General features: G+C 70.9%; 18 protein-coding genes. 2 read left to right on the top strand and 16 right to left on the bottom strand.

Going from position 1 to position 25177, the window contains the following annotated elements:
- Positions 1–10: 10 nt before the first annotated feature.
- The 9 genes from cimA to ACIBCU_RS11730 all read right to left on the bottom strand — a co-directional run bounded on the left by cimA (position 11) and on the right by ACIBCU_RS11730 (position 9770).
- Positions 11–1618, bottom strand: a complete 1608-nt coding sequence (gene cimA / locus ACIBCU_RS11770; RefSeq protein ID WP_362939496.1) for a citramalate synthase — start codon at positions 1616–1618, stop codon at positions 11–13.
- Between the two features lie 278 nt (positions 1619–1896).
- Positions 1897–2541, bottom strand: coding sequence for a TetR/AcrR family transcriptional regulator (locus ACIBCU_RS11765; protein WP_399230837.1), 645 nt, complete (start codon positions 2539–2541; stop codon positions 1897–1899).
- A 3-nt stretch (positions 2542–2544) separates the two neighbouring features.
- The gene (locus tag ACIBCU_RS11760) at positions 2545–3561 is read right to left on the bottom strand and encodes an agmatine deiminase family protein (RefSeq protein WP_362939490.1); all 1017 of its coding nucleotides are present in this window, start codon (positions 3559–3561) and stop codon (positions 2545–2547) included.
- Between the two features lie 128 nt (positions 3562–3689).
- Complete coding sequence (locus ACIBCU_RS11755; RefSeq protein ID WP_399230833.1) at positions 3690–5372, bottom strand: urease subunit alpha; 1683 nt, start codon at positions 5370–5372, stop codon at positions 3690–3692.
- The gene (gene ureA, locus ACIBCU_RS11750) at positions 5372–6061 is read right to left on the bottom strand and encodes an urease subunit gamma (RefSeq protein WP_362939484.1); all 690 of its coding nucleotides are present in this window, start codon (positions 6059–6061) and stop codon (positions 5372–5374) included. The genes ACIBCU_RS11755 and ureA overlap by 1 nt, the downstream gene beginning before the upstream one ends.
- 123 nt (positions 6062–6184) lie before the next feature.
- Positions 6185–7288 (bottom strand): branched-chain amino acid aminotransferase, encoded by a 1104-nt coding sequence (locus ACIBCU_RS11745; RefSeq protein ID WP_399230830.1) that lies wholly within the window; start codon positions 7286–7288, stop codon positions 6185–6187.
- A gap of 295 nt (positions 7289–7583) precedes the next feature.
- The gene (locus ACIBCU_RS11740; protein ID WP_362939479.1) at positions 7584–8627 is read right to left on the bottom strand and encodes a 3-isopropylmalate dehydrogenase; all 1044 of its coding nucleotides are present in this window, start codon (positions 8625–8627) and stop codon (positions 7584–7586) included.
- A gap of 103 nt (positions 8628–8730) precedes the next feature.
- Complete coding sequence (locus ACIBCU_RS11735; protein WP_399230914.1) at positions 8731–8907, bottom strand: hypothetical protein; 177 nt, start codon at positions 8905–8907, stop codon at positions 8731–8733.
- Positions 8908–9170: 263 nt separating this feature from the next.
- Positions 9171–9770, bottom strand: coding sequence for a TetR/AcrR family transcriptional regulator (locus ACIBCU_RS11730; RefSeq protein WP_399230828.1), 600 nt, complete (start codon positions 9768–9770; stop codon positions 9171–9173).
- A gap of 168 nt (positions 9771–9938) precedes the next feature.
- Between ACIBCU_RS11730 and ACIBCU_RS11725 the strand changes: the two genes are divergently transcribed.
- Positions 9939–12230: a glycoside hydrolase family 3 N-terminal domain-containing protein gene (locus tag ACIBCU_RS11725; protein ID WP_399230910.1), complete on the top strand. Its 2292-nt coding sequence runs from the start codon at positions 9939–9941 to the stop codon at positions 12228–12230.
- Between the two features lie 183 nt (positions 12231–12413).
- Here ACIBCU_RS11725 and pruA read toward each other — a convergent pair whose 3' ends face one another.
- On the bottom strand, positions 12414–14045 hold the full coding sequence (gene pruA / locus ACIBCU_RS11720; RefSeq protein WP_362939474.1) for an L-glutamate gamma-semialdehyde dehydrogenase: 1632 nt from the start codon (positions 14043–14045) through the stop codon (positions 12414–12416).
- Between the two features lie 45 nt (positions 14046–14090).
- Positions 14091–15071 (bottom strand): proline dehydrogenase family protein, encoded by a 981-nt coding sequence (locus ACIBCU_RS11715; protein WP_362939471.1) that lies wholly within the window; start codon positions 15069–15071, stop codon positions 14091–14093.
- Between the two features lie 177 nt (positions 15072–15248).
- On the opposite strand from ACIBCU_RS11715, the gene ACIBCU_RS11710 reads away from it, so the two are divergent.
- Complete coding sequence (locus tag ACIBCU_RS11710; RefSeq protein ID WP_399230825.1) at positions 15249–16388, top strand: PucR family transcriptional regulator; 1140 nt, start codon at positions 15249–15251, stop codon at positions 16386–16388.
- An 82-nt stretch (positions 16389–16470) separates the two neighbouring features.
- Here the strand turns inward: ACIBCU_RS11710 and serA are convergent, their stop codons facing one another.
- The 5 genes from serA to ACIBCU_RS11685 all read right to left on the bottom strand — a co-directional run bounded on the left by serA (position 16471) and on the right by ACIBCU_RS11685 (position 24929).
- Positions 16471–18063, bottom strand: coding sequence for a phosphoglycerate dehydrogenase (serA, locus tag ACIBCU_RS11705; protein ID WP_362939466.1), 1593 nt, complete (start codon positions 18061–18063; stop codon positions 16471–16473).
- Positions 18064–18365: 302 nt separating this feature from the next.
- Complete coding sequence (gene ilvC, locus ACIBCU_RS11700) at positions 18366–19367, bottom strand: ketol-acid reductoisomerase (RefSeq protein WP_031091632.1); 1002 nt, start codon at positions 19365–19367, stop codon at positions 18366–18368.
- 106 nt (positions 19368–19473) lie between these two features.
- Positions 19474–20001 (bottom strand): acetolactate synthase small subunit, encoded by a 528-nt coding sequence (gene ilvN, locus ACIBCU_RS11695; protein WP_104789338.1) that lies wholly within the window; start codon positions 19999–20001, stop codon positions 19474–19476.
- 22 nt (positions 20002–20023) lie between these two features.
- Entirely contained in the window at positions 20024–21880 is a 1857-nt protein-coding gene (locus ACIBCU_RS11690; protein WP_393761124.1) for an acetolactate synthase large subunit, read from the bottom strand.
- 217 nt (positions 21881–22097) lie between these two features.
- Positions 22098–24929 (bottom strand): putative bifunctional diguanylate cyclase/phosphodiesterase, encoded by a 2832-nt coding sequence (locus tag ACIBCU_RS11685; protein ID WP_399230821.1) that lies wholly within the window; start codon positions 24927–24929, stop codon positions 22098–22100.
- Positions 24930–25177 lie beyond the last annotated feature (248 nt).

Raw genomic sequence — 25177 nt, 5'->3', positions numbered from 1 at the left:
GGTCGCGCCGTCAGTCCGTCGGCTCGACGCCCGCGCGCAGCAGGCCGTACGTGTAGGCGTCCTCCAGGGCCTGCCAGGACGCGGCGATGACGTTCTCGGCCACGCCGACCGTCGCCCAGTCACCGGATCCGTCGCCCGTGGTGATCAGCACCCGGGTGGTGGACTCGGTGCCGGTGCGGCCTTCCAGGATGCGGACCTTGTAGTCGATCAGCTCCAGCTTGGCGAGCTGCGGGTAGATGCGTTCCAGGCCGACCCGCAGCGCCCGGTCCAGGGCGTTGACCGGGCCGTTGCCCTCGGCGGTGGCGACGATCCGCTCGCCCTTGGCCCAGAGCTTCACGGTCGCCTCGTTGGCGTGGGTGCCGTCGGGGCGGTCCTCGACGATGGCCCGCCAGGACTCGACGCGGAAGTAGCGGCGGGGCCTGCCGTCGACCTCCGAACGCAGCAGCAGTTCGAAGGAGGCGTCGGCCGCCTCGTAGGTGTAGCCCTTGAGCTCGCGCTCCTTGACCCGCTCGACGACCCGTTGGACGAGTGCGCGGTCGCCTCCCAGGTCGATGCCGAGCTCCTTGCCCTTGAGCTCGATGGAGGCACGGCCGGCCATGTCGGAGACCAGCATCCGCATGGTGTTGCCGACCCGCTCCGGGTCGATGTGCTGGTAGAGGTCAGGATCGACCTTGATCGCGGAGGCGTGCAGCCCGGCCTTGTGCGCGAAGGCGGAGACACCCACGTACGGCTGGTGGGTGGAGGGCGTGAGGTTGACGACCTCGGCGATGGCGTGGGAGATACGCGTCATCTCGGCGAGCGCGCCCTCGTGCAGGACGGTCTTGCCGTACTTGAGTTCCAGCGCGGCGACGACGGGGAAGAGGTTGGCGTTGCCGACCCGCTCGCCGTAGCCGTTGGCGGTGCACTGCACATGGGTGGCGCCCGCGTCGACGGCGGCCAGGGTGTTGGCGACCGCGCAGCCCGTGTCGTCCTGGGCGTGGATGCCGAGCCGGGCGCCGGTGTCGGCGAGGACGGTGGAGACGACGGCCTGCACCTGGGCGGGGAGCATCCCGCCGTTGGTGTCGCAGAGGATGACCACGTCGGCGCCGGCCTCATGGGCGGTGCGCACGACCGCCTTGGCGTACCCCGGGTTGGCGCGGTAGCCGTCGAAGAAGTGCTCGCAGTCGACGAAGACCCGGCGGCCCTGCTCCCGGAGGTGGCTGACGGTGTCTCGGACCATCTCCAGGTTCTCGTCCAGGGTGGTGCGCAGGGCCAGTTCCACATGGCGGTCGTGGGACTTGGCGACCAGCGTGATCACCGGGGCGCCGGAGTCCAGGAGCGCCTGTACCTGCGGGTCCTCGGCGGCCCTGCCGCCGGCCCTGCGGGTGGCGCCGAAGGCGACGAGCTGGGCGTGCTCGAAGTCGATCTCCTGCCGGGCGCGCGCGAAGAACTCGGTGTCACGGGGGTTGGCGCCGGGCCAGCCACCCTCGATGAAGCCCACGCCGAAGTCGTCCAGATGCCGGGCAATGGTCAGCTTGTCCGCGACCGTCAGGTTGATGCCTTCACGCTGCGCACCGTCGCGCAGGGTGGTGTCGAAGACATGGAAGGTGTCGTCGGGGGCCGTGGCCTTGGTGGTCATGCTGATCTGACTCCTGTCGGGTGAGCGGATCCGGACGAATCGGCTCCACTTGCCCCCATCATCTCGCGTGCCTCGCCCCGGCCGTGGTGTGGGCCGGAAAACGAAAAAACCCCTCGCGGGTGCGAGAGGTCTGCGCGCGGGTCTGGGGCACGATGTCCGTTCCGTACGTGGTGGTACGGGACGGTCACTGCGGACCGGCGCGCCTGCTGCCGATAATCATGGCGAACGAGGACACGCCCGCAGTCTGGCACAGCGGCGCTCCCGGGTCCCGGCCCGTCTCAGGATGCGGGCGTGATGTCCGTCGCAGGGGCGGCCGGCCCGGGAGGCGTGAGCGTCTCGTCCGCATATCTGCGCATCTGGTCCAGGACCTGTTCCCGTCCGGTGCCGGGGATGCCGACGGTGACATGGACACTGAAGCCGTCCAGCAGGGCCCGCAGGCGGGTGGCGGCCCGGTCGGTGTCGACGGCGCGGAACTCGCCGCGCGCGATGCCCTCGGCCAGCAGCTCCGTGAGGTCGCGGTGCCAGGCGTCCTCGATGGCGGCCTGCCGGGCGCGGGCGTCGTCGTCGGCGCCCTGCGAGCGGTTCCAGACCTCCAGCCAGAGCGTCCAGTGCGGGTCGCGGTGGCCGTCGGGGACGTACAGCGCGATGTAGGCGTCGAGCCGCTCACGCGCGGTGCCGGGGCCGGTGAGCAGGGCCCGGCGTTCGGCGCCGAGCCGCGCCTCGCTCCACTCCAGGGTCTGCAGCAGAAGTTCGTCCTTGGTGCGGAAGTAGTAGAGGAGGTGGCCGCTGCTCATCCGCACCTCCCGGCCGAGTCCCGCCATGGTGAGCCCGTCGAGCCCCCGCTCGGCGACGGTGGCCATGACGGCGGCGAGCACGTCCTCCCTGGGCGGGGCGATGTTGCGACGGCGCGGGGTACGGGGCACGGTTCAGATCCTGGGCTGTTGCTGCGTGATGCAGTGGATGCCTCCACCACCGGCAAAGATCGTACGGGCGTCGACGGGTGTCACCGCACGGTCGGGGAAGAGGTCGCCGAAGACGGCCGCCGCCTCCTCGTCCCTCGGGTCGTCGAAGGCGCAGAGGACCACTCCGCCGTTGCAGAGGTAGTGGTTGATGTAGGAGTAGTCCGCCCACGCGCCGTCGGCGTCGGTGAGCGCCGTGGGTGCGAGGACCTCCACGACCTCCAGCGGGCGGCCCCGGGCGTCGGTGGCGGCCCGCAGGGTCCGGACGGTCTCGCGGGTGATGTCGTGGTCCGGGTGGGAGGGGTCCGGCTGGACGTGGGCGACGACGACACCCGGGCGGGCGAAGGCTGCGACGATGTCGACATGGCCGAGGGTGCCGTACGTTCCGTAGTCCCCGGTCAGGCCCCGGGGCAGCCAGATCGCCTTCTCGGTGCCGAGGCGGGCGTGGATCTCGTCCTCGACGGCCTGCCGGGTCCAGCCGGGGTTGCGCTCCTTGCCCAGCTGGACGGTTTCGGTGAGCAGCACGGTGCCTTCGCCGTCCACGTGGATCGCGCCGCCCTCGTTGACCAGGGGCGAGCTGTGCACGGGGACGCCGGCGAGCTCGGCGACGGCCCGCGCGATGTGCCGGTCGTGCTCCCAGCGGGCCCATCCCTGGGCGCCCCAGCCGTTGAACGTCCAGTCCACCGCAGCCAGTTGTCGGCCGTCGGTGACGAACGTGGGGCCGATGTCGCGCATCCAGGCGTCGTCGAGGGGACGTACGGCCGTCTCGATGTCCGGGCCGAGGAGCTCCCGGGCGCTGTCCTCCTGGCCCGGCCCGACGATCACGGTGACGGGTTCGAAGCGGCGTACCGCGCGGGCGACGCCGGCCCAGGCCCGGCGGGCCTCGTCGAGCTCGGCGCCGGTGGCGAAGGTGGGGTTGGGGCCCGGCCAGGCCATCCAGGTGCGCTCGTGGGGGGCCCACTCGGGCGGCATGCGGAAGGTCATGGCGGGTCCTCGGTTCTTTCGTCCGGGTCAGGCGGGATCAGGGAGCGGGGTCTGGTGCGTGGGCCCTCAAGGCCTTGGGGGAGTGCGTGCCAGGCCACGCGCGCCCGGCACGGCCCGAACGAGAGGGCCTAGAGGAAGTAGAGGCGGTTGAGGGAGACGGATTCGGCGGCCGGTGAGCGCAGGGGGTCGCCGTCGAGGGTGACGAGGCCGGTCTCGCCGTCCACGCCGACGGTCCCGGTACGGGAGTTGAGGCGCAGGTCCGCCGGTCCGATGGAGCGCGTGCCCCGGACCGCGACCCTGCGGCGGCGGGTGGGCATCAGGTCGGCGCCCAGCTGGGTGGCGGCCTCGGCGACGAAGGCGACGGAGAGGTCGGCGGCCGTCGCCCCGTACGCACCGAACTGCGGCCCCAGGACGAGGGGTTCACAGGTGTCCGTGGCCGCGTTGGGGTCGCCCGTGACTCCGTAGGCGGGGAAGCCGGACTTCAGGACCAGCTGGGGCTTCGCGCCGAAGAACTCGGGGCGCCAGAGGACGATGTCGGCGAGCTTGCCCGTCTCGATGGAGCCGACCTCGTGCGACAGACCGTGGGCGATGGCCGGGTTGACGGTGAGCTTGGCGACGTAGCGCAGCACACGAGCGTTGTCGTCGTCCGGACCGTCGCCCTCCATCGGGCCGAGCTCGGCCTTCATCTTCGCGGCCATGGCGAAGGTGCGGCGTACGGTCTCGCCGGCCCGGCCCATGCCCTGCGCGTCGGAGGAGGTGATCCCGATGGCGCCCAGGTCGTGCAGCACGTCCTCGGCGCCCATCGTGCCCGCCCTGATCCGGTCGCGGGCCATCGCGGCGTCGCCGGGGAGGTCGGTCTTGAGGTCGTGGACGGAGACGATCATCCCGTAGTGCTCGGCGACCGCGTCCCGGCCGAAGGGGAGCGTCGGGTTGGTGGAGGACCCGATGACGTTGGGGACTCCGGCCATCTTCAGCACGTTGGGCACGTGTCCGCCGCCGCAGCCCTCGATGTGGAATGCGTGGATCGTACGGCCTTCGAGCACGCTCAGGGTGTCCTCGACGGACAGGCACTCGTTCAGCCCGTCGCTGTGCAGGGCGACCTGGACGTCGTGTTCCTCGGCGACCCGCAGCGCGGTGTCCAGTGCGCGGGTGTGGGCGCCCATGTCCTCGTGGACCTTGAAGCCGCAGGCGCCTCCCTCGGCGAGCGCCTCGACCAGCGGCGCCTCGTGGGAGGACGAACCGCGGCCCAGGAAGCCGATGTTGACGGGCCAGGCGTCGAAGGCGTTGAAGGCGTGGCGCAGGGCCCACGGGGAGTTGACGCCCACGCCCCAGACCGGGCCGAACTCCTGGCCGATGATCGTGGTGACGCCGGAGGCCAGGGACGCCTCCATGATGCGCGGGGAGAGCAGATGGACATGGGGGTCCACGGCGCCCGCCGTCGCGATCAGGCCCTCGCCGGAGACGATGGTGGTGCCCGTCCCGACGACCACGTCGACCCCGTCGAGGGTGTCCGGGTTGCCGGCCCGTCCGATCGCGGCGATGCGGCCCTCACGGACGCCGATCGAGACCTTCCGGATGCCGAGCACGGCATCGATGACCAGGACGTTGCTGATGACGACGTCGCAGGTCTCCCGGACGGCGACGGCCTTGAGGTGCAGGCCGTCGCGGGCCGTCTTGCCGAAGCCGGCGAGGAACTCGTCGCCCTGCTTCTGGGCGTCGGACTCCACGCGCACGGTCAGCCCGGAGTCGCCGAGCCTGATCCGGTCCCCGGCGCGCGGCCCGTGCACGGAGGCGTATGCGTACGGATCCATCACTCCCCCTCCCCCGCTCCGAGGTAGCCGCAGGCCGCCGCCCTGCGCAGCGCCTCCTCCTTGGCGCCCGGCGCGTCGAGCGGCCCGTCGACGAGCCCGGCGAATCCGATCGCGATCCGGTCGCCGCCGATGGGGACGAGTGCGGCCTCGGCGGTCTCCCCCGGGCCGAAGCGGACGGAGGAGCCGGCCGGCACACCCAGCCGCATCCCGTACGCCGCCGCGCGGTCGAAGTGGAGCCGGGGGTTGGACTCGAAGAAGTGGAAGTGGGACGTCACGCTGACCGGGACGGTCGCGGTGTTACGGACGGTGAGCCGCACGGCGGGCTCCGGCCCGGGCGTCGCGGGGCCGGGGAGGAGCGCGCCGGGGGCGTCGTCGCCGAGCGTCCCGCCGTCGAGGGGGGCGCTGACGACGGCGAGCCGGGACCCGTCCTCGAACACGGCCTCCACCTGCACCTCGGTGACGACGTCGGCCACGCCCGGCAGCACGTCGTCCGGCCCCAGGACGGCGCGGGCGGCCTCGATCGCCTCGGCCAGTCTGCGTCCGTCCCGGGCCGCCTCGCAGACGGTGTCCGCGATCAGGGCGGTCGCTTCGGGCACGTTGAGCCGCAGACCACGGGCGCGCCGGGCCCTGGCCAGCTCGGCCGCGCCGAAGAGCAGCAGCCGGTCGCGTTCGGTCGGTGTCAGTCGCACGTCACGGCACCTCCTGGTTGGAGCAGTACTCTAACCAGGTTTTGAGCAGCGCTCAAAACTCGTGGGACGACGAAGGCCGCGCCCCCGGGTGGGGGACGCGGCCTTCGTGGGCACGGCGGATGACTAGCCGAGCTCGTGCATCCAGCCGTGGGTGTCCTCGGCGGTGCCGCGCTGGATGTCCAGCAGACGGTCCCGCAGCTTCATGGTGACCTCGCCGGGGGTGCCGTCGCCCTGGGTCCACTCGCCGCCTGCGGACTTCACGGTGCCGACGGGCGTGATGACGGCGGCGGTGCCGCAGGCGAAGACCTCCGTGAGGGTGCCGTTCTCGGTGTCCGTGCGCCACTGGTCGATGGAGACGCGGCCCTCCTCGGCGGTGTAACCGAGGTCACGGGCCACGGTGAGGAGGGAGTCGCGGGTGATCCCGGCGAGCAGCGAGCCGGTGAGGGAGGGGGTGACGATCCGCTTGCCGCCGTCCTCCTGCCCGTACACGAAGTAGAGGTTCATGCCGCCGAGCTCCTCGACCCACTTGTGCTCGACCGCGTCGAGGTAGGCGACCTGGTCGCAGCCCTGCTCCGCCGCCTCGGCCTGGGCGAGGAGGGAGGCGGCGTAGTTGCCGCCGGTCTTGGCGTCGCCGACGCCGCCGGGGACGGCACGCACCCGGTCCTGGGAGAGCCAGATCGAGACCGGCTGCACGCCGCCGGGGAAGTAGGCGCCGGCGGGAGAGGCGATGACGACGAAGAGGTACTCGTTGGCCGGGCGGACGCCGAGCCCCACCTCGGCGGCGATCATGAACGGGCGCAGGTAGAGGGACTCCTCGCCGCCGTGCGGCGGGACCCATGCCTGGTCCTGCTGGACCAGGACGTCACAGGCCTCGATGAAGGTCTCGACGGGCAGCTCCGGCATCGCCATGCGGGCGGCGGACCGCTGGAAGCGGGCGGCGTTGGCCTCGGGCCGGAAGGTGGCGACCGAGCCGTCGGGCTGCCGGTAGGCCTTGAGGCCCTCGAAGATCTCCTGCCCGTAGTGCAGGGTCATGTTGGCCGGGTCGAGCGATAGGGGGCCGTACGGCACGAGCTGCGCGTCGTGCCAGCCGCGGCCCTCGGTCCAGCTGATCGTCACCATGTGGTCGGTGAAGTACCGGCCGAACCCGGGGTTGGCCATGGCCGCCTCGCGCTCCGCGTCGGACAGCGGGTGCGAGGAGGGCTTGAGCTCGATCGTGGGCGTCGTCATGAGTGCGTGTCCTTCACCGGTCTTGTGTGTGATGGACCGCGCTCACGCCCGCTCCCGCCCGGCAGCCGCCGGGCAGGTTGTAGGACGTCCGAGCTCTACCGCGTGCCGCGGTCCCGCGTTCGATTATCTCCCGGGGGCGGCTGTGCACGAAATGATGTGATTGCGGTGACGTTCACCGTGACGCTCACGCGACGCGAAAACGCGGTCCAGGGGTCGATGGTGGCACCCGGAGACCGCGAGAAGAAGCCGCCGGGTGCGGTTTGCGACCCGGCGGCTTCTAAGTGGAGACGTCGGGTCAGCTCGCTACGCGTACCGCGAGCGCGTCGCCGATCTCGTCGGTGGTACGTGCGTTCTTTCCGTCACGCTCCGCGAGGTCGGCGGAGACGGCCCCCTCGATGCGCACGGCCTCGGCCTCGTAGCCGAGGTGCCGCAGCAGGAGGGCGACGGAGAGGATCGTGGCCGTCGGGTCGGCCTTGCCCTGGCCCGCGATGTCGGGCGCGGTGCCGTGCACCGGCTCGAACATGGACGGGAAGGCGCCCGTCGGGTTGATGTTGCCGGACGCGGCCAGGCCGATGCCGCCGGTCACGGCTGCGGCCAGGTCGGTGAGGATGTCACCGAAGAGGTTGTCGGTGACGATGACGTCGAAGCGCTCCGGCTGGGTGACGAAGAAGATCGTCGCGGCGTCGACGTGCAGGTAGTCGGTGGTGACCTCGGGGAACTCGGCCGCGACCTTGTCGAAGGTGTTCTTCCACAGGTGGCCGGCGTGCACGAGGACGTTGTTCTTGTGGACCAGCGTCAGCTTCTTGCGCGGGCGGGCCGCGGCACGCGCGAAGGCGTCACGCACGACGCGCTCGACGCCGTAGGCGGTGTTGACGCTGACCTCGGTGGCGACCTCGTGCTCCGTGCCCGTGCGCAGGGAACCGCCGTTGCCCGTGTACGGGCCCTCGGTCCCCTCGCGGACGACGACGAAGTCGATCTCGGGGCGGCCGGCCAGCGGGGTGGCCGTGTTCGGGAAGAGCTTCGACGGCCGCAGGTTGATGAAGTGGTCGAAGGCGAAGCGCAGCTTCAGCAGCAGACCGCGTTCCAGCACGCCCGACGGCACGGACGGGTCACCGATGGCGCCGAGCAGGATGGCGTCGTGGCCCTTGAGGGCCTCGAGCTCCGCGTCGGGGAGGGTCTCACCGGTGCGGTGCCATCGCTGGGCGCCGAGGTCGTACTCCTTGGTCTCCAGCTTCACATCCTGCGGGAGAACAGCGTTGAGAACCTTGAGGCCCTGGGTGACGACCTCCTGGCCGATACCGTCGCCGGGGATCACTGCGAGATCGATGCTGCGAGACATACAGGCACCCTAGCTTCCGTCCCACCCCATGACATGCGACGTCCACGATACGGACACCGTGTGTCCCCGCGGGGGACGGGTGCCATGGGGCGGGATCCGGACCTCAGTGGCCGGTCGACCCGCCGTTGTCCCGGCGATCGAGGGCGCGCTGCAGGGCGGCGGCGGCGTTCTTGCGCTCCGACTCGGCGGAGCGGGAGCTGTGACGGACGCGGCGGACAGTGGTCTCGGCGTCGGCGGAGCGGGAGCTGTGACGGACGCGGCGGACAGTGGTCTCGGCCATGAGGGATCGACTCCTTGAGATCGCGTGGATTTCGAGATCGGGACTTCGCACGACGGATATCGAGATCGGGATTTCGAGGCGCCGGCAGGGCGGGGAGCTGCCGCAGGGATTGCCTGCTCGGGGCACGCTCACACGCCGGTCGCTGGATCAGCGATTCGTTCGGCTTCTACAAAGTTAGGACAGCGCGGGCCATCTGTCTCTACAGATACTCGGACTTCCTACTATCTGAGACGGCCGGAGCGCGCCGGCCGTCTCGCCGGGCCTCAGAACTCCACGGTGAGCTGCGCCTCGATGTGCGCGCGCAGGATGCCCGCCATGTCCGTGGCGCAGTCGCTGAGCAGCCACTGCACCTGGAGCCCGTCCATCAGCGCGATCAGCTGCCGGCCCGCCGCGGCCGGGGCGATACCGGCTCGCAACGCGCCTTCCTTGCGCACCTGTTCGTAGGTGCGCTGTGCGCCCGCGACCGAGTTCTCGTAGCGGCGCACGAAGTACCGGTGGGCGGGGTGGTCGGCGGCCGTCGCCTCGGTGGAGACCACCGAGAAGAGTTCGACGATCCCGCGCCGCTCGGAGTTCAGCGCGGCCAGCTCGGCGAAGCGCCGCAGCCTCTCGACGCCGGTGGTGCCGCCGAGCGAGAGCCATTCGTCGTCCACGTCGTCGCGGTGCTCCAGCACGGCGAGCAGCAGCGCCTCCTTGGTCGGGAAGTGATGCAGCAGGCCGGTGTGCGAGATGCCGCAGCGGGTCGCGATCACCCGCAGCGACGCGCCCCGGTAACCGGCCTCACCGAACAGGGACATGGCCTGATCGAGGATCTCGCGCCGCTTGGCGCGGCCCTTCGCGTAGCCGCGCGGTGCTTCGGCCGACACTCGCCACTCTCCCGGTCCGCCGGCCTGGGTCAGGCCGGCACTTCGGTCCATCGGACACCCATTCAACCGCCCGGGGTCCGGCCCGGAGATTGAGCCCCGGAGATACTTACCAGGTGGTCGGTATTGACTCTATGGTGAAGGCGAACCATGTCGCGAAAGGACCCCCCGGTGGCCCCCTCCCTGCCCTATCTCGACCCCGCCCTCCCCGTCGCCGAGCGGGTCGGCGACCTCCTCGGCCGCATGACCCTGGCCGAGAAGACCGGTCAGATGCTCCAGCTGAACGCCAAGGACGGGGTACGTCACCTCATCGAGGACCTGCACGCGGGCTCGATCCTCCACGCCTCCCCCGAGCGTGTCCTCGAAGCCGCGGCGCTGACCGAGCGGACCCGGCTGCGCATCCCTCTGCTCGTCGCGGAGGACTGCATCCACGGCCACTCCTTCTGGGAGGGGGCCACGATCTATCCCACGCAGCTGGGCCTGGCGGCCACCTGGGACCCGGAGCTCGTGGAGCGCGTCGCGAGGGCCACCGCAGTCGAGGTCGCGGCGACGGGCGTCCACTGGACGTTCTCGCCGGTGCTCTGCATCACCAGGGACCTGCGCTGGGGCCGGGTCAGCGAGACCTTCGGCGAGGACCCCTTCCTGATCGGCGAGCTGGCATCGGCGATGGTCCGCGGCTACCAGGGCGAGGGGCTGAGTGACCCGACGGCGGTGCTGGCCTGCGCCAAGCACTTCGCGGGGTACTCCGAGACGCAGGGCGGCCGAGACGCGAGCGAGGCCGACATCTCCCGGCGCAAGCTGCGCTCCTGGTTCCTCCCGCCGTTCGAGCGGGTCGCCCGCGAGGGCTGCCGTACGTTCATGCTCGGCTACCAGTCCATGGACGGGGTGCCGATCACCGTCAACGACTGGCTGCTCAACGAGGTGCTGCGCGGCGAGTGGGGCTACACCGGCACACTGGTCACCGACTGGGACAACGTCGGCCGCATGGTGTGGGAGCAGAAGATCTACTCCGACCACACCCAGGCCGCCGCGGCGGCCGTCCGCGCGGGCAACGACATGGTGATGACGACCCCGCAGTTCTTCGAGGGCGCGCAGAACGCGGTCGCCGAAGGCACCTTGGACGAGGCGGAGATCGACGCGGCGGTGCGGCGCGTCCTGACCCTGAAGTTCGAGCTCGGCCTCTTCGAGAACCCCCGCCACCCCGACACCGCCCGCCAGGCCGCCGTCATCGGCAGCTCCCGGCACACTGTGCTGAATCTGGAGGCCGCCCGCCGCTCGCTGGTCCTGCTCACCAACGACGGCAACCTGCCGCTGGCCGGCGGACTCACCGTCGGCCAGGACGGACGCGCCGTCGCCGGAGCGGGCTCCGCGCCGCGTACGGTCGCCGTCATCGGCCCCAACGCGGACGACGCGCAGACCCAGTTGGGCGACTGGGCGGGCTCCTCCGGCCAGGCGGACTGGCTGCCGGACGGCCACCCGCGCGACATGATCCGTACGGTGCTCGACGGCTTCCGCGAGCACGTCCCGGACAGTTGGCACGTCACCTACGCGCGGGGCGCCGAGATCCTCTCCGTGGGTCCCGACCCGGAGGGCGCGTTCTTTCCGGACGGGCAGCCCCGCCCGGATGTCGTCGTGCCCGCGGAGCCCTCCGGCACCCTGATCGCCGAGGCCGTCGCCGCTGCCGAGGCCGCCGATCACGTCGTCGTCGTGGTGGGCGACCGCATCGAGCTGGTCGGCGAGGGGCGCTCGACCGCGACCCTGGAACTCGTCGGTGACCAGGTGGCGCTGCTCGACGCGCTCGCCGCGACCGGCAAGCCGTTGGTCGTCGTGGTCATCAGCTCGAAGCCGCTGGTGCTGCCGCCGTCCGCGCTGGGCGCGGCGGCGATCCTGCACGCCTTCAACCCGGGCATGCAGGGCGGCCGTGCGGTGGCCGAGGTCCTGCTGGGACTCGTCGAGCCGTCGGGCCGGCTGCCCGTCTCCTTCGCCCGGCACGCGGGGCAGCAGCCGACGTACTACAACCAGATCCGCGGGCAGCACGGCTCCCGGTACGCCGATCTCACCCAGCGCCCGGCCTTCGTGTTCGGCGAGGGCCTGAGCTACACCACCGTCGCGTACTCCGGTCTGGAGGTGCTCACGGCGAGCGTCGGGGAGAGCGACACGCTGCGGGCCCGCGTCACCCTCCGCAACACGGGTGCGCGGCCTGCCCTGGAGACCGTGCAGGCGTACATCAGCGACACGGTGACGTCCGTGACCTGGGCCGAGAAGGAGCTCAAGGCCTACCGGCAGGTGACGCTGGCCCCGGGCGAGGAGCGCGAGGTGCTGCTGGAGCTGCCTGTCTCCGAGTGCACCCTCGTGGACGCCGCCGGCCGGCGCGTCGTCGAGCCCGGCGCCTTCGAGCTGCTCGTCGGCCCGTCCTCGTCCGACGACGCCCTCCTGCGGGCCGGCTTCACCGTGAAGGGCTGAGGTCTCACCGTGCAGGGCTGAAGCTTCTCTGTGAGGGGTGAGGCTTCTCTGTGAGGGGCCCAGGCTTCATGTGAGGGGTCGAGGCGGCCTCGGATATGGAAACCGCCTCCCGGCCGGCGGGGGGAGCCGGTCGGGAGGCGGAGTTCGCGGCGGGGCGCCCGGAGGGGGCGCCCCGGGGGGCCGTCAGCCCTGGTGGGGGTAGGTGTAGTCGGTCGGCGGGACCAGCGTCTCCTTGATGGCGCGGGTCAGCGTCCAGCGCTGCAGGTTCTGCGGGGCGCCCGCCTTGTCGTTGGTGCCCGAGCCACGGCCGCCACCGAAGGGCTGCTGGCCGACGACGGCACCGGTGGACTTGTCGTTGATGTAGAAGTTGCCCGCGGCGTAGCGGAGCTTGTCCATCGTGTACGCGGCGGCCGCGCGGTCGTTGGAGATGACCGCGCCGGTCAGCGCGTAGTCGGAGACCGACTCCATCTGCTCCAGCATGGTGTCGTACTTCTCGTCCTCGTAGACGTGCACGGCGAGGATCGGGCCGAAGTACTCGGTCGTGAAGACCTCGTTGGCCGGGTCGTCGCAGACGATGACGGTCGGGCGGACGAAGTAGCCGACGGAGTCGTCGTACGTGCCGCCGGCGACGATCGTGCACGTGGGGTCGGCCGCGGCGCGGTCGATGGCGGCCTTGTTCTTCGCGAAGGACCGCGCGTCGATGACGGCGCCCATGAAGTGCGACAGGTCGGTGACGTCACCCATGGTGATGGAGTCGACCTCGGCCGCGAACTCCTCCTTGAAACCGGAGTTCCAGATGGAGGCCGGGACGTAGGCGCGCGAGGAGGCGGAGCACTTCTGACCCTGGTACTCGAAGGAGCCACGGGTCAGCGCGGTCTTCAGGACGGCGCGGTCGGCGCTCGGGTGCGCGACGACGAAGTCCTTGCCGCCGGTCTCGCCGACGAGCCGCGGGTAGGTGCGGTAGTTGGCGATGTTGTTGCCGACCGTCTTCCACAGGTGCTGGAAGGTGGGGGTCGAGCCGGTGAAGTGGACACCGGCCAGGTCGCGGTGGTTCAGCGCCACCTCGGACACGGCGATGCCGTCGCCGGTGACCAGGTTGATGACGCCCTTGGGCAGCCCGGCCTCCTCCAGGAGCTGCATGAGCAGCACGGCGGCGTGGGTCTGCGTCGGGGACGGCTTCCACACCACGACGTTGCCCATGAGGGCGGGCGCGGTGGGCAGGTTGGCCGCGATGGCCGAGAAGTTGAACGGCGTGATCGCGTAGACGAAGCCCTCGAGCGGGCGGTGGTCCATGCGGTTCCACACGCCGGGGGAGTTCGCCGGGGGCTGCTCCGCGAGGATCTGGCGCGCGTAGTGCACGTTGAAGCGCCAGAAGTCGACGAGCTCGCAGGGACAGTCGATCTCGGCCTGCTGGGCGGTCTTGCCCTGGCCGAGCATCGTGGAGGCGGCCAGCGTCTCGCGCCAGGGGCCGGACAGCAGCTCGGCGGCGCGCAGGATGATGGCCGCGCGGTCGTCGAAGGACATGGCGCGCCAGGCCGGAGCGGCGGCGAGAGCCGCGTCGACGGCGTCCTGGGCGTCCTGCTCGGTGGCACCGGCGAAGGTGCCGATGACGGCCTTGTGGTTGTGCGGCTGCACGACGTCGACACGCTCGCCGCCGCCCATGCGCTTCTCGCCGCCGATGGTCATCGGCAGGTCGATGGGGTTCTCGGCGAGCTCCTTGAGCTTCGCCTCCAGGCGGGCTCGCTCGGCGGTGCCGGGGGCGTAGGAGTGGACCGGCTCGTTGACCGGCGCGGGGACCTGGGTGACAGCGTCCATGAGTGCCTTGTCTCCTTGGTTGAGGTGGGTGGTCGGCCGGGCAGGTCAGCCCTTGGTGACGACGGAGCGGGCGAAGAAGAGCAGGTTGGCCGGCTTCTCCGCGAGGCGGCGCATGAAGTATCCGTACCAGTCGGTGCCGTACGCCGTGTACACGCGCATCCGGTGGCCCTCGGCCGCGAGCCGGATGTGCTCGTCGCTGCGGATGCCGTACAGCATCTGGAACTCGTACTCGTCCAGTTTGCGCCCGGCCTGGCGTGCGAGCTCCTGGCCGATGGCGATGAGACGGGGATCGTGCGAGCCGATCATCGGGTAGCCCTCGCCCAGCATCAGCGTCTTCAGGATGCGGACGTACGCCTTGTCGATCTCCGGCTTGCTCTGGTACGCGACGGAGGCGGGCTCCTTGTAGGCGCCCTTCACCAGGCGGACCCGGCTGCCCGCGGCGGCGAGGCGGCGGGCGTCGGCCTCGGTGCGGAACAGGTAGGACTGGATCACGCAGCCGGTCTGCGGGAAGTCCTTCCGCAGCTCCTCGTGGATGGCGAACATCGAGTCGAGGGTGGTGTGGTCCTCGGCGTCCAGCGTGACCGTGGTGCCGATCGCGGCGGCGGCCTCGACGACGGGGCGGACGTTCGCGAGGGCGAGGTCGTGACCGCCCGGGAATTCGGGGGCGGGCCCGGAGGGCTCTCCGTCGAGGGCGGTGGTGGGCGACGGGAGGGACTGGCCGAACATCGACAGCTTGACGGACATCTCGGCCCGGGCGCCGAGGCCGAGCTTCTCGAGGCGGCCGATGAGCTCCAGGTAGGCGTCGCGCGCGGCGGCTGCCTGCTCGGGGGTGGTGATGTCCTCACCCACGACGTCCAGGGTGACCTCGAGGCCCTTGGCGGCCGCGTCCTGGATGACGGGGACGACCTGGTCGACGCCCTCACCGGCGATGAAGCGGTCGACGACCTGCTTGGTGCCGGGCGCGGCCGAGATGAAACGACGCATCTTGTCGCTGCGTGACGCGGCGAGAATCACGGGACCCAGCACGGGGCACCTCCACGGAGTACGAACGAGACCGGGCCGGTACGTGTGTGAACGGACCGGGACGGCACGGAGAACCACTGTGAAATCTAGGGACCCGGGTACCCGCCTGCCATCGACAGCTGTCACGCATCCGTGTACTGGATCTCAGACATATGTCTGATGGGGTGCGAGAATGGCGGGGTGAAGGGCGATTACCAGGAGCTGGTCGACGAGATCTCCGCGCTGCTCAGCGCCCCCGCGACGCTGGAGAACCGCGATTTCGGCCTGGTCGCCTTCGGGGCCCACGACAGCGACGACGACACGGCCATGGACCCTGTCCGTACGCGCTCGATCCTCACCCGGCGTTCCACCCCCGCGGTCCGCGCCTGGTTCGAGGGCTTCGGCATCACCCGTGCGACGGGCCCGGTCCGCATCCCGGCCGCCCCGGAGGCCGGGGTGTTCCGGGACCGCATCTGCCTTCCGGTACGCCATAGGGGTGTCGTCCTGGGCTACGTGTGGCTGCTGGACGCCGATCCGGGGCCGACGGACGGGCAGCTGACCGCGGCGATGGACGTGGCGTCCCGGATCGGGGCCCTGCTCGCCGACGAGGAGCGGGCGGGCGCGGACCTGTCGCGGGAGTTCGGCGCGGTGCTCGTCGCGGGGCGCGGCTGGCAGCGCGACATGGCGGTGGCCGCGCTGCGCGAGGCCCTGGGAGCCGACGCGGACGGGCTGCACACGGTGGTCTGCGTGTCCCCGTGGCCCGGCGAGACGCCGTCCGTGCGTACGGTGCCGTCGGCGGCGGCCCTCGCCACGGCGCCCTGGGCCGGCGGCCATGCCCTGGCCGCCCTGGTCCGGCTGCGCTCCCCCGAGGCACTCGACCCGGCGACGACGGCTGCGGAGCGGCTGCGCTCCACCGCCGGGCCCGCCGCGACCGCGGGCCTCGCCGCCGCCCGCCGGGGCCTGGCGGAGCTGGCGGACTCCTGGCACGAGGCCCTGTCCGCAGCCCGAGCCGCCTCGGCGGAATCCCGCTTCGGCCCGGTCGCCGACTGGTCGTCCATCGGCCCCTACCGGCTCCTGACCGCCCTGCCCCGCACCCCGGACACCGCGCCGGACCGGGCCGTCCGCCCCCTGCTGACCCCACCCCACGCGGAGCTGGCGCGCACCGCCGAGGTGTTCCTCGACCTGGCGGGCCAGGCGAGCCGGACGGCCACGGAGCTGGGGATCCACCGGCAGACGCTCTACTACCGGCTCGCCCGGGTCCAGCAGCTCACCGGCCTCGACCTGAGCGACGGCGAGGACCGGCTCCTGCTGCACATGGCGCTGAAGCAGAACCGGCTGTAGACGTGCGGGGCCGGGTACGACCGCGCCCGGCGGACAGAGCGACGTCTGTCCGCCGGGCGCGGTCGTATGTGCGGAGAACCGGTCAGTCGGTGAGGTTCACCGAGCGGGCCGAGGTCGCGCCGATCTCGTCGGCGATCTCGTTGAGGACCGACTGCGGGATGGTGTCGTCGACCGTGAGGACGACCAGCGCCTCGCCGCCCGCGTCCTGCCGGGAGACCTGCATGCCGGCGATGTTCAGCCCGGCCTCACCGAGAATCTTGCCGACCGCGCCGACGACGCCGGGACGGTCCTCGTACCGCAGGACGACCATGTGGTCGGCGAGGGCCAGGTCGACGTCGTGCTCGCCGATGGCGACGATCTTCTGGAGGTGCTTGGGGCCGGCCAGCGTGCCGGAGACCGCGATGTCCTCGCCGCTCGACAGCGTGCCGCGGACGGTCACCACGTTGCGGTGGTCCGGCGACTCGGAGCTGGTGGTGAGGCGGACCTCGACACCGCGCTCCTGCGCGAAGAGCGGGGCGTTGACGTAGCTGACGGTCTCGTCGACGACGTCCTCGAAGACACCCTTGAGCGCGGAGAGTTCCAGCACCTTCACGTCGTGCTGGGTGAGCTCGCCGTAGACCTCGACGTCGAGACGGGCCGCGACCTCGCCCGCGAGCGCGGTGAAGATCCGGCCCAGCTTCTCGGCGAGCGGCAGCCCGGGACGCACGTCCTCGGCGATGACTCCGCCCTGGACGTTGACCGCGTCGGGTACGAGCTCGCCGGCGAGCGCCAGGCGGACGGACTTGGCGACCGCGATGCCCGCCTTCTCCTGGGCCTCGTCGGTGGAGGCGCCGAGGTGCGGGGTGCAGACGACCTGGTCGAACTGGAAGAGCGGGGAGTCCGTGCAGGGCTCCTTGGTGTACACGTCCAGACCGGCGCCGGCGACCCGGCCCTCCTTGAGGGCGGAGGCGAGCGCCTCCTCGTCGACGATGCCGCCGCGCGCGGCGTTGACGATGCGCACCGAGGGCTTGACCTTGTGCAGCGCGTCGTCGCCGATCAGGCCGAGCGTCTCGGGGGTCTTGGGCAGGTGCACCGTGATGAAGTCGGAGACCTCGAGCAGCTCGTCCAGCGTGAGGAGCTTGACGCCCATCTGCGCGGCGCGCGCGGGCTGCACGTAGGGGTCGTACGCGACGATCTTCATGCCGAAGGCCGACATGCGCTGCGCGACCAGGACGCCGATGCGGCCGAGGCCGACGACGCCGAGGGTCTTCTCACTGAGCTCGACACCCGTGTACTTGGAGCGCTTCCACTCGCCGTTCTTCAGGGCGGTGTTGGCCTGCGGGATGTTGCGCGCGGTGGCGACGAGCAGACCGCAGGCCAGCTCGGCGGCGGTGACGATGTTGGACGTCGGGGCGTTGACGACCATCACGCCGGCCTTGGTGGCCGAGGAGACGTCGACGTTGTCCAGACCGACACCCGCGCGGGCGACGACCTTCAGCTGCTTCGCGGCGGCGATGGCCTCGGCGTCGACCTTGGTGGCGGAGCGCACCAGGATCGCGTCGACGTCGACGATCGCGGGGAGGAGTTCGGCGCGGTCCGCGCCGTTGCAGTGCCGGATCTCGAAATCCGGACCCAGAGCGTCGACCGTGGCGGGCGACAGCTCTTCGGCGATGAGTACGACAGGTTTCGAGCTCACGTGTGTCCTCACAAGTCCAGTGCGGACGGCCGTCCCGACGGCCGCAGGCGGTGGAGGGGCTAGCCGCGTGGAAGACGCACGACACTGTGGGCCCTGACGCGTGTATGTGTTGTTGAGAGTGTAGTCATGCGGCCGGGCGCACACTGCGCCCCGGTGGAAGGATCACCCGCACGGGGTGGACGGTCTGTACAGACGTACGGTGCCGCCTCCTGCCACCCACCTCTCCCCGCAGTGACACGGGGTGTGAGGCCGGCCGTGCGCCGAGGGGCAGGCCCGGTGTGGACCTGCCCCTCGGCGAGAACTCAGGCGTCCTCGTTGTCGACCCAGCTCATGAGCTTGCGGAGCTCCTTGCCGGTGGTCTCCAGCAGGGACTCGCTGTCGGCCTTCTTGTACTCGTTGTACTTGGGCAGACCGTTGTGGTACTCGGCCATCCACGCCTTGGCGAAGGTGCCGTCCTGGATCTCGGCGAGGACCTTCTTCATCTCGGCCTTGGTGGCGTCCGTGATGATGCGCGGGCCGGTGACGTAGTCGCCCCACTCGGCGGTCTCCGAGATGGACCAGCGCATCTTCTCCAGGCCGCCCTCGTACATGAGGTCCACGATGAGCTTCAGCTCGTGGAGGCACTCGAAGTACGCGATCTCCGGCTGGTAGCCGGCCTCGGTCAGCGTCTCGAAACCGGCCTTGACCAGGGCGGCGGTGCCACCGCAGAGGACGGCCTGCTCACCGAACAGGTCGGTCTCGGTCTCCTCGGTGAAGGTCGTCTTGATGACGCCGGCGCGGGTGCCGCCGATGCCCTTCGCGTAGGAGAGGGCGAGCTCCAGGCCCTTGCCCGAGGCGTCCTGCTCGACGGCCACGATGCACGGGACGCCGCGGCCTTCCTCGTACTGGCGGCGGACCAGGTGGCCCGGGCCCTTCGGGGCGACCATGCAGACGTCGACGTTGGCCGGCGGCTTGATGAAGTCGAAGCGGATGTTCAGGCCGTGCCCGAAGAACAGCGCGTCGCCGTCCTTGAGGTTGTCCTTGACGGACTCCTCGTAGACCTGGGCCTGGATGGGGTCCGGGACGAGGATCATGATGACGTCGGCCTCGGCGGCGGCCTCGGACGGGGTCACCACGCGCAGGCCCTGCTCCTCGGCCTTGGCCTTGGACTTCGAACCCTCGTGCAGACCGACACGGACGTCGACACCCGAGTCACGCAGCGACAGCGCGTGGGCGTGCCCCTGGCTGCCGTAACCGAGGACCGCGACCTTACGGCCCTGGATGATGGACAGGTCGGCATCGTCGTCGTAGAACAGCTCGGCCACTGGGTCTTCTCCTTGGTGTGCAGGTGTTGCGTCCCACCGTACGGCGGGGTGCGTCGGATACGTTGCCGGGTCTCGCCATACGAGCGGCGGAGCGACCCGTGCGGGGTCACGCCGTGCGGTCGAGTGCGCGCAGAGAACGGTCGGTGATCGAGCGCGCGCCGCGCCCTATGGCGATGGTGCCGGACTGGACGAGCTCCTTGATGCCGAACTGCTCCAGCATCTTGAGCATGGCCTCCAGCTTGTCGGCGCCCCCTGTCGCCTCGATCGTGACGGCCTCCGGGGAGACGTCCACGGTCTTGGCGCGGAACAGCTGGACGATCTCGACGATCTGGGAGCGGGTCTCGTTGTCGGCGCGGACCTTCACCAGGACGAGCTCCCGCTGGATCGCTGCGGAGGGCTCGAGTTCGACGATCTTCAGGACGTTGACCAGCTTGTTGAGCTGTTTGGTCACCTGCTCCAGGGGCAGGCCCTCGACATTCACGACAATGGTGATGCGTGAGATGTCGGGATGTTCGGTGGTACCGACCGCGAGCGAGTCGATGTTGAAGCCGCGCCGGGAGAACAGGGCCGTGATCCGGGCGAGGACACCCGGCTTGTTCTCGACCAGGACGGAGAGCGTGTGCTTGGTGGACATGGAGTCGGTCTCTCTCTGTCTCTCAGTCGTCTTCGTTGTCGCCGAAGTCGGGGCGGACGCCGCGCGCTGCCATGACCTCGTCGTTGGAGGTGCCGGCGGCGACCATCGGCCACACCATGGCGTCCTCGTGGACGATGAAGTCGATGACGACCGGGCGGTCGTTGATCGCGTTGGCCTCGGCGATGACCTTGTCGAGGTCGGCCGGGTCCTCGCAGCGGATCGCGTAGCAGCCCATGGCCTCGGACAGCTTGACGAAGTCCGGGACGCGGGTGCCCTTGGCGGCGTTGCCGTCCGCGTCCGGGCCCGAGTGCAGCACGGTGTTGGAGTACCGCTGGTTGTAGAACAGGGTCTGCCACTGGCGGACCATCCCGAGCGCGCCGTTGTTGATGATGGCGACCTTGATCGGGATGTTGTTGAGCGCGCAGGTGGTGAGTTCCTGGTTGGTCATCTGGAAGCAGCCGTCGCCGTCGATCGCCCAGACCGCGCGCTCGGGCATGCCGGCCTTGGCGCCCATGGCGGCCGGGACGGCGTAGCCCATGGTTCCGGCGCCGCCGGAGTTGAGCCAGGTCGCGGGCTGCTCGTACTGGATGAAGTGCGAGGCCCACATCTGGTGCTGGCCGACGCCCGCCGCGAAGATCGTTCCCTCGGGGGCGAGTTCGCCGATGCGCTCGATGACCTGCTGCGGCGAGAGGCTGCCGTCCTCCGGCAGGTCGTAGCCGACGGGGTAGGTCTCGCGCCAGCGGTTGAGGTCCTTCCACCAGGCGGCGTAGTCGCCGGTGTTGCCCTCGGTGTGCTCGGCCTGGACCGCCTGGACGAGGTCGGCGATGACCTCGCGGGCGTCACCGACGATCGGGACGTCGGCGGCGCGGTTCTTGCCGATCTCGGCCGGGTCGATGTCCGCGTGGACGATCTTGGCGTACGGGGCGAAGCTGTCCAGCTTGCCGGTGACGCGGTCGTCGAACCTGGCCCCGAGCGCGACGATCAGGTCGGCCTTCTGCAGCGCGGTGACGGCGGTGACCGAACCGTGCATGCCGGGCATTCCCACGTGCAGCGGGTGGCTGTCGGGGAAGGAGCCGAGCGCCATCAGGGTGGTGGTGACGGGCGCTCCGGTGAGCTCTGCCAGGACCTTCAGCTCCGCGGTGGCGCCGGCCTTCATGACACCGCCGCCGACGTAGAGCACCGGGCGCTTGGCCTGGGTGATGAGCTTGGCGGCCTCGCGGATCTGCTTGGCGTGCGGCTTGGTGACCGGGCGGTAGCCCGGCAGGTCCATCGTCGGCGGCCAGCTGAAGGTGGTCTTCGACTGCAGCGCGTCCTTGGCGATGTCGACGAGGACCGGGCCCGGACGGCCGGTGGAGGCGATGTGGAAGGCCTCGGCGATCGTGTGGGCGATGTCCTCGGCGCGGGTGACCAGGAAGTTGTGCTTCGTGATCGGCATCGTGATGCCGCAGATGTCGGCTTCCTGGAAGGCGTCCGTGCCGATGGCCGCGGAGGCCACCTGCCCGGTGATCGCGACCATGGGCACCGAGTCCATGGCCGCGTCGGCGATCGGGGTGACCAGGTTCGTCGCACCGGGACCCGAGGTGACCATGCAGACACCGACCTTGCCGGTGGCCTGCGCGTAACCGGTGGCCGCGTGACCGGCACCCTGCTCGTGGCGGACCAGGATGTGGCGGACGCGGGTGGAGTCCATCAGCGGGTCGTACGCCGGAAGGATGCAGCCGCCTGGGAGGCCGAATACGGTGTCGGCGCCGACTTCCTCGAGAGAACGGATGAGGGACTGCGCGCCCGTGAGGTGCTCAACGGTGGCGGAGGACGGTCCGCCGTTACGGGCCCGCGGCTGCGGGTGCTGGGCCCCGGTGGCCTGCTCGGTCATCGGCATTCTCTTCTCGAAGCTGAGGGCTTATGCGGTGTTTTTGTGGGGTCTTGAAAGGTCCCGGTGCAACAAAAAACCCCTCGTGCCGTGAGGCAAGCGAGGGGAGCGCGCCGGTGCGGTCTGCAGGGTGTCCATGAGTGACCCTGCTTCAGCCGACGCGCTTTCCAAGTACGAGGATTCGGGTGCGCATGGCATTGACCCTCTCTCCGGCACGCACACGGTGTCAAGTGGGTGGGATGGGAGTCTCACCATGTGAGCGTCCCTGGAGCGGGATCGCGCCGCCCGCCAGCACCGGCTGAGCGGCCGGGCCGATGCCCGGGACGGGGTACTTCCCCCGGATCAGCGTGCGCCGCAGGCGGTACTCGTCCAGCGGGCCGGCGAAGGCCATCCCCTGGCCGTGTGTGCACCCCATGGCCCGCAGAGCGCGCACCTGTTCGGGTACGTCCACCCCGTCGGCCACGGACTGCATCCCGAGATCTCCGGCGATGCGCAGCAGCCCGCTGGTGATCTTGTGCAGTCTCGCCGACTCGACGACGCCCTCCACCAGGCACCGGTCCAGCTTCAGTACGTCGACGGGGAGCCGGCGCAGGGCGTTGACCGCGGCGTACCCGCTGCCGAAGCCGTCGAGCGCGATCCGGACGCCGAGACGGCGCAGCGCGACCAGCCGCCGCTCCAACTCGTCGATGGAGATCCGCGGGTCGCTGTCGGCCACCTCGATCATCAGGGCGCCGGAGGGCAGCCCGTGCCGGGTCAGGAGCGCCTCGACGGACCCCAGGGGCAGGGCGCGGTCCAGGAGCCGGGCGGCCGACACGCGCACCGACACGGAGACCGGATGTCCGGCCCGGGACCGGTCGGCGGCCTGCTCGACGGCCTCCTCCAGCAGCCAGGTGCCGAGCTCGGCGGCGCGGTCGCTGCCCTCGGAGACCCGGAGGAATTCGGCGGGGGTGAACAGGATGCCCTGGGCGGAGCGCCAGCGGGCCTGGGCGGCGACGGCCGCGACCGTGCCGCTGGCCAGGTGGACGACGGGCTGGTGGAGCAGGGCGAACTCGCCGTCGCGCAGGGCCGTGCGGAGCCGTGACGCGAGCTCCGAGCGGCGGACGACGTCCGCCTGCATCTGGGGGGCGTACAGCTCGACCCGGTCCTTGCCGCTCGCCTTCGCCCGGTACATGGCGAGGTCGGCGTTGCGCATGAGGTCCTTGGGCGTGATGGAGGGCTCGGCGAAGGCGACCCCGATGGAGGCGGCGACCCGGACCTCGCCGGTGCCGATCCGGTACGGCTGGGAGAGCCTGAGGCGCAGCCGGTCGGCGATCTCGTGGACCTGGTACTCCCTGGCGGCCTGGTCGCGGATGCCGTCCCCGACGATGAGCGCGGCGAACTCGTCGCCCCCGAGGCGGGCCGCGGTGTCCGAGGTGCGTACGGACTCCTGGAGACGGCGCGCGGCCTGGACGAGGAGCTCGTCGCCCGCCTGGTGGCCGATGGAGTCGTTCACCGCCTTGAAGCCGTCGAGGTCGATGAAGAGCACGGCGGTGCCCGGGTCCCCGGCCCTGCGCCCTCCGAGCGCCTGTCCGACGCGGGTGGTGAAGAGGGCGCGGTTGGGCAGGTCGGTGAGCGGGTCGTGTTCGGCGTTGTGCTGCAACTGCGCCTGCAGTCTGACCCGCTCGGTCACGTCGCGGCTGTTGAGGAGCAGGCCGCCCTCGTGGCGGTTGACGGTGGACTCGACGTGGAGCCAGTCCCCCGTGCCCGATCTGAAGCGGCACTCGATCCGGGTGGTGGGCTCCTCCCGGGACGGCACGGCGAGGAAGCGCCGCAACTCGTGGACCACTCCCCCGAGGTCGTCGGGGTGGATGATCGACGACAGCTCCGCGCCGACGAGGTCCTCGGCGTCCCGCAGGTAGACCCCGGCCGCCGCGGGACTGACGTAGCGGAGCCTGCCGCTGGGTTCCGCGATCATGATGACGTCGCTGGAACCCTGCACCAGGGAGCGGAAATGGTTCTCCTTCTGGGCGAGTTCCTGGGTGAGCGCGATGTTGTCGAGGAGCATGATGGCCTGCCGGAGGACCAGCGCGAGCACGACCGTGCACCCGGTGAGGACCACGACCCGGTCGACCCTGCGGCCCTCCACCACGTTGTACAGGATGCCGAGGGTGCAGACCGCCGCGGCCAGATAGGGAGTGAGCGCGGCGAGGGACCCCGCGATCGGGCGGCTCGCGGCTCGCGGCTCCAGGGAGGGAGCCTCGACAGCGTTGCCCTGCCCACGGCGGACGCCCCAGGGGGCGTACGCGAGGAGCAGGGAGCCGGAGAACCAGCCCGCGTCCAGCAGTTGGCCCGACTGGTAGGCGGAGCGCAGCAGCGGGGCCGTGAACAGGGCGTCGCACAGCACGGTCAGGGCGAGGCCGGCGATGGCGGTGTTCACCGCGGAGCGGTTCATGTTGACCCGCCGGAAGTGCAGCGCGAGGACCATGGAGACCAGCACGATGTCGAGCAGCGGGTAGGCCAGCGAGAGCGCCGCCCTGGCCACGCTCTCGCCGGCGGCGTTGGCGGCATGGGCGGTGTGTGCCAGCGCGAGGCTCCAGGAGAGCGTCAGCAGGGACCCGCCGATCAGCCAGGCGTCCAGCACCAGGCAGACCCAGCCGGCCCGGGTGACGGGCCGCTTGGCCAGGACGAGCAGCCCCACGATGGCGGGCGGCGCGAAGCAGAGGAAGAACAGGTCCGCGAGGGAGGGGGTGGGCACGGGGCGCCTCAGCACCACCTCGTACCACCCCCAGACCGCGTTGCCCCCGGCGGCCATGGCCGAGGAGAGCGAGAAGAGGAGCCAGGCGGGCCTGAACTGGCTTCCGCCGGAGCGGGCGTAGAGGAAACAGGACGCCGCGGCGATCAGGGCGGCGATGCAGAGGCCGAAGTCACCCATGAACAGGGCGACTCCGGGCGATCCCCAGCCGAGGGCGGCTCCCACCGCGTATCCGGCGCAGACGGCACCGAGGACGAGCTGGGAGCGCAGCCCCACGGTCCGTCCCGAGGCCGGCCGCCTGGAGAGCAGGGCCACGAGGGCGCTCACCGGAAAGCTCCACGGGCAGGCCCTGGCGCCCTCGCCGCCGCCCGCCTCGCCTGCCCGCCACGCCGCCTCGGATCGTCTCTCCGCTGGCCGAACATGCCCGTCGCCCCCTCGCGTTCCGCTTCCCCCGGCGCCGTCCCTTCCACGGCGCAGCCCTCTTGTGGACGATACACCAGAGCCGTCACTCAGGGACATAGCTTCTCTACTCTCCGTCACCACCTGCGGCATCGGTGGAACAGAGAGCGCCGGAA

The organism is Streptomyces sp. NPDC051064, from assembly GCF_044455985.1.
Classification (GTDB): Bacteria; Actinomycetota; Actinomycetes; order Streptomycetales; family Streptomycetaceae; genus Streptomyces.
The sequence above is the reverse complement of the archived record's forward strand: the minus strand, read 5'-3'. Positions and strand labels throughout refer to the sequence as shown.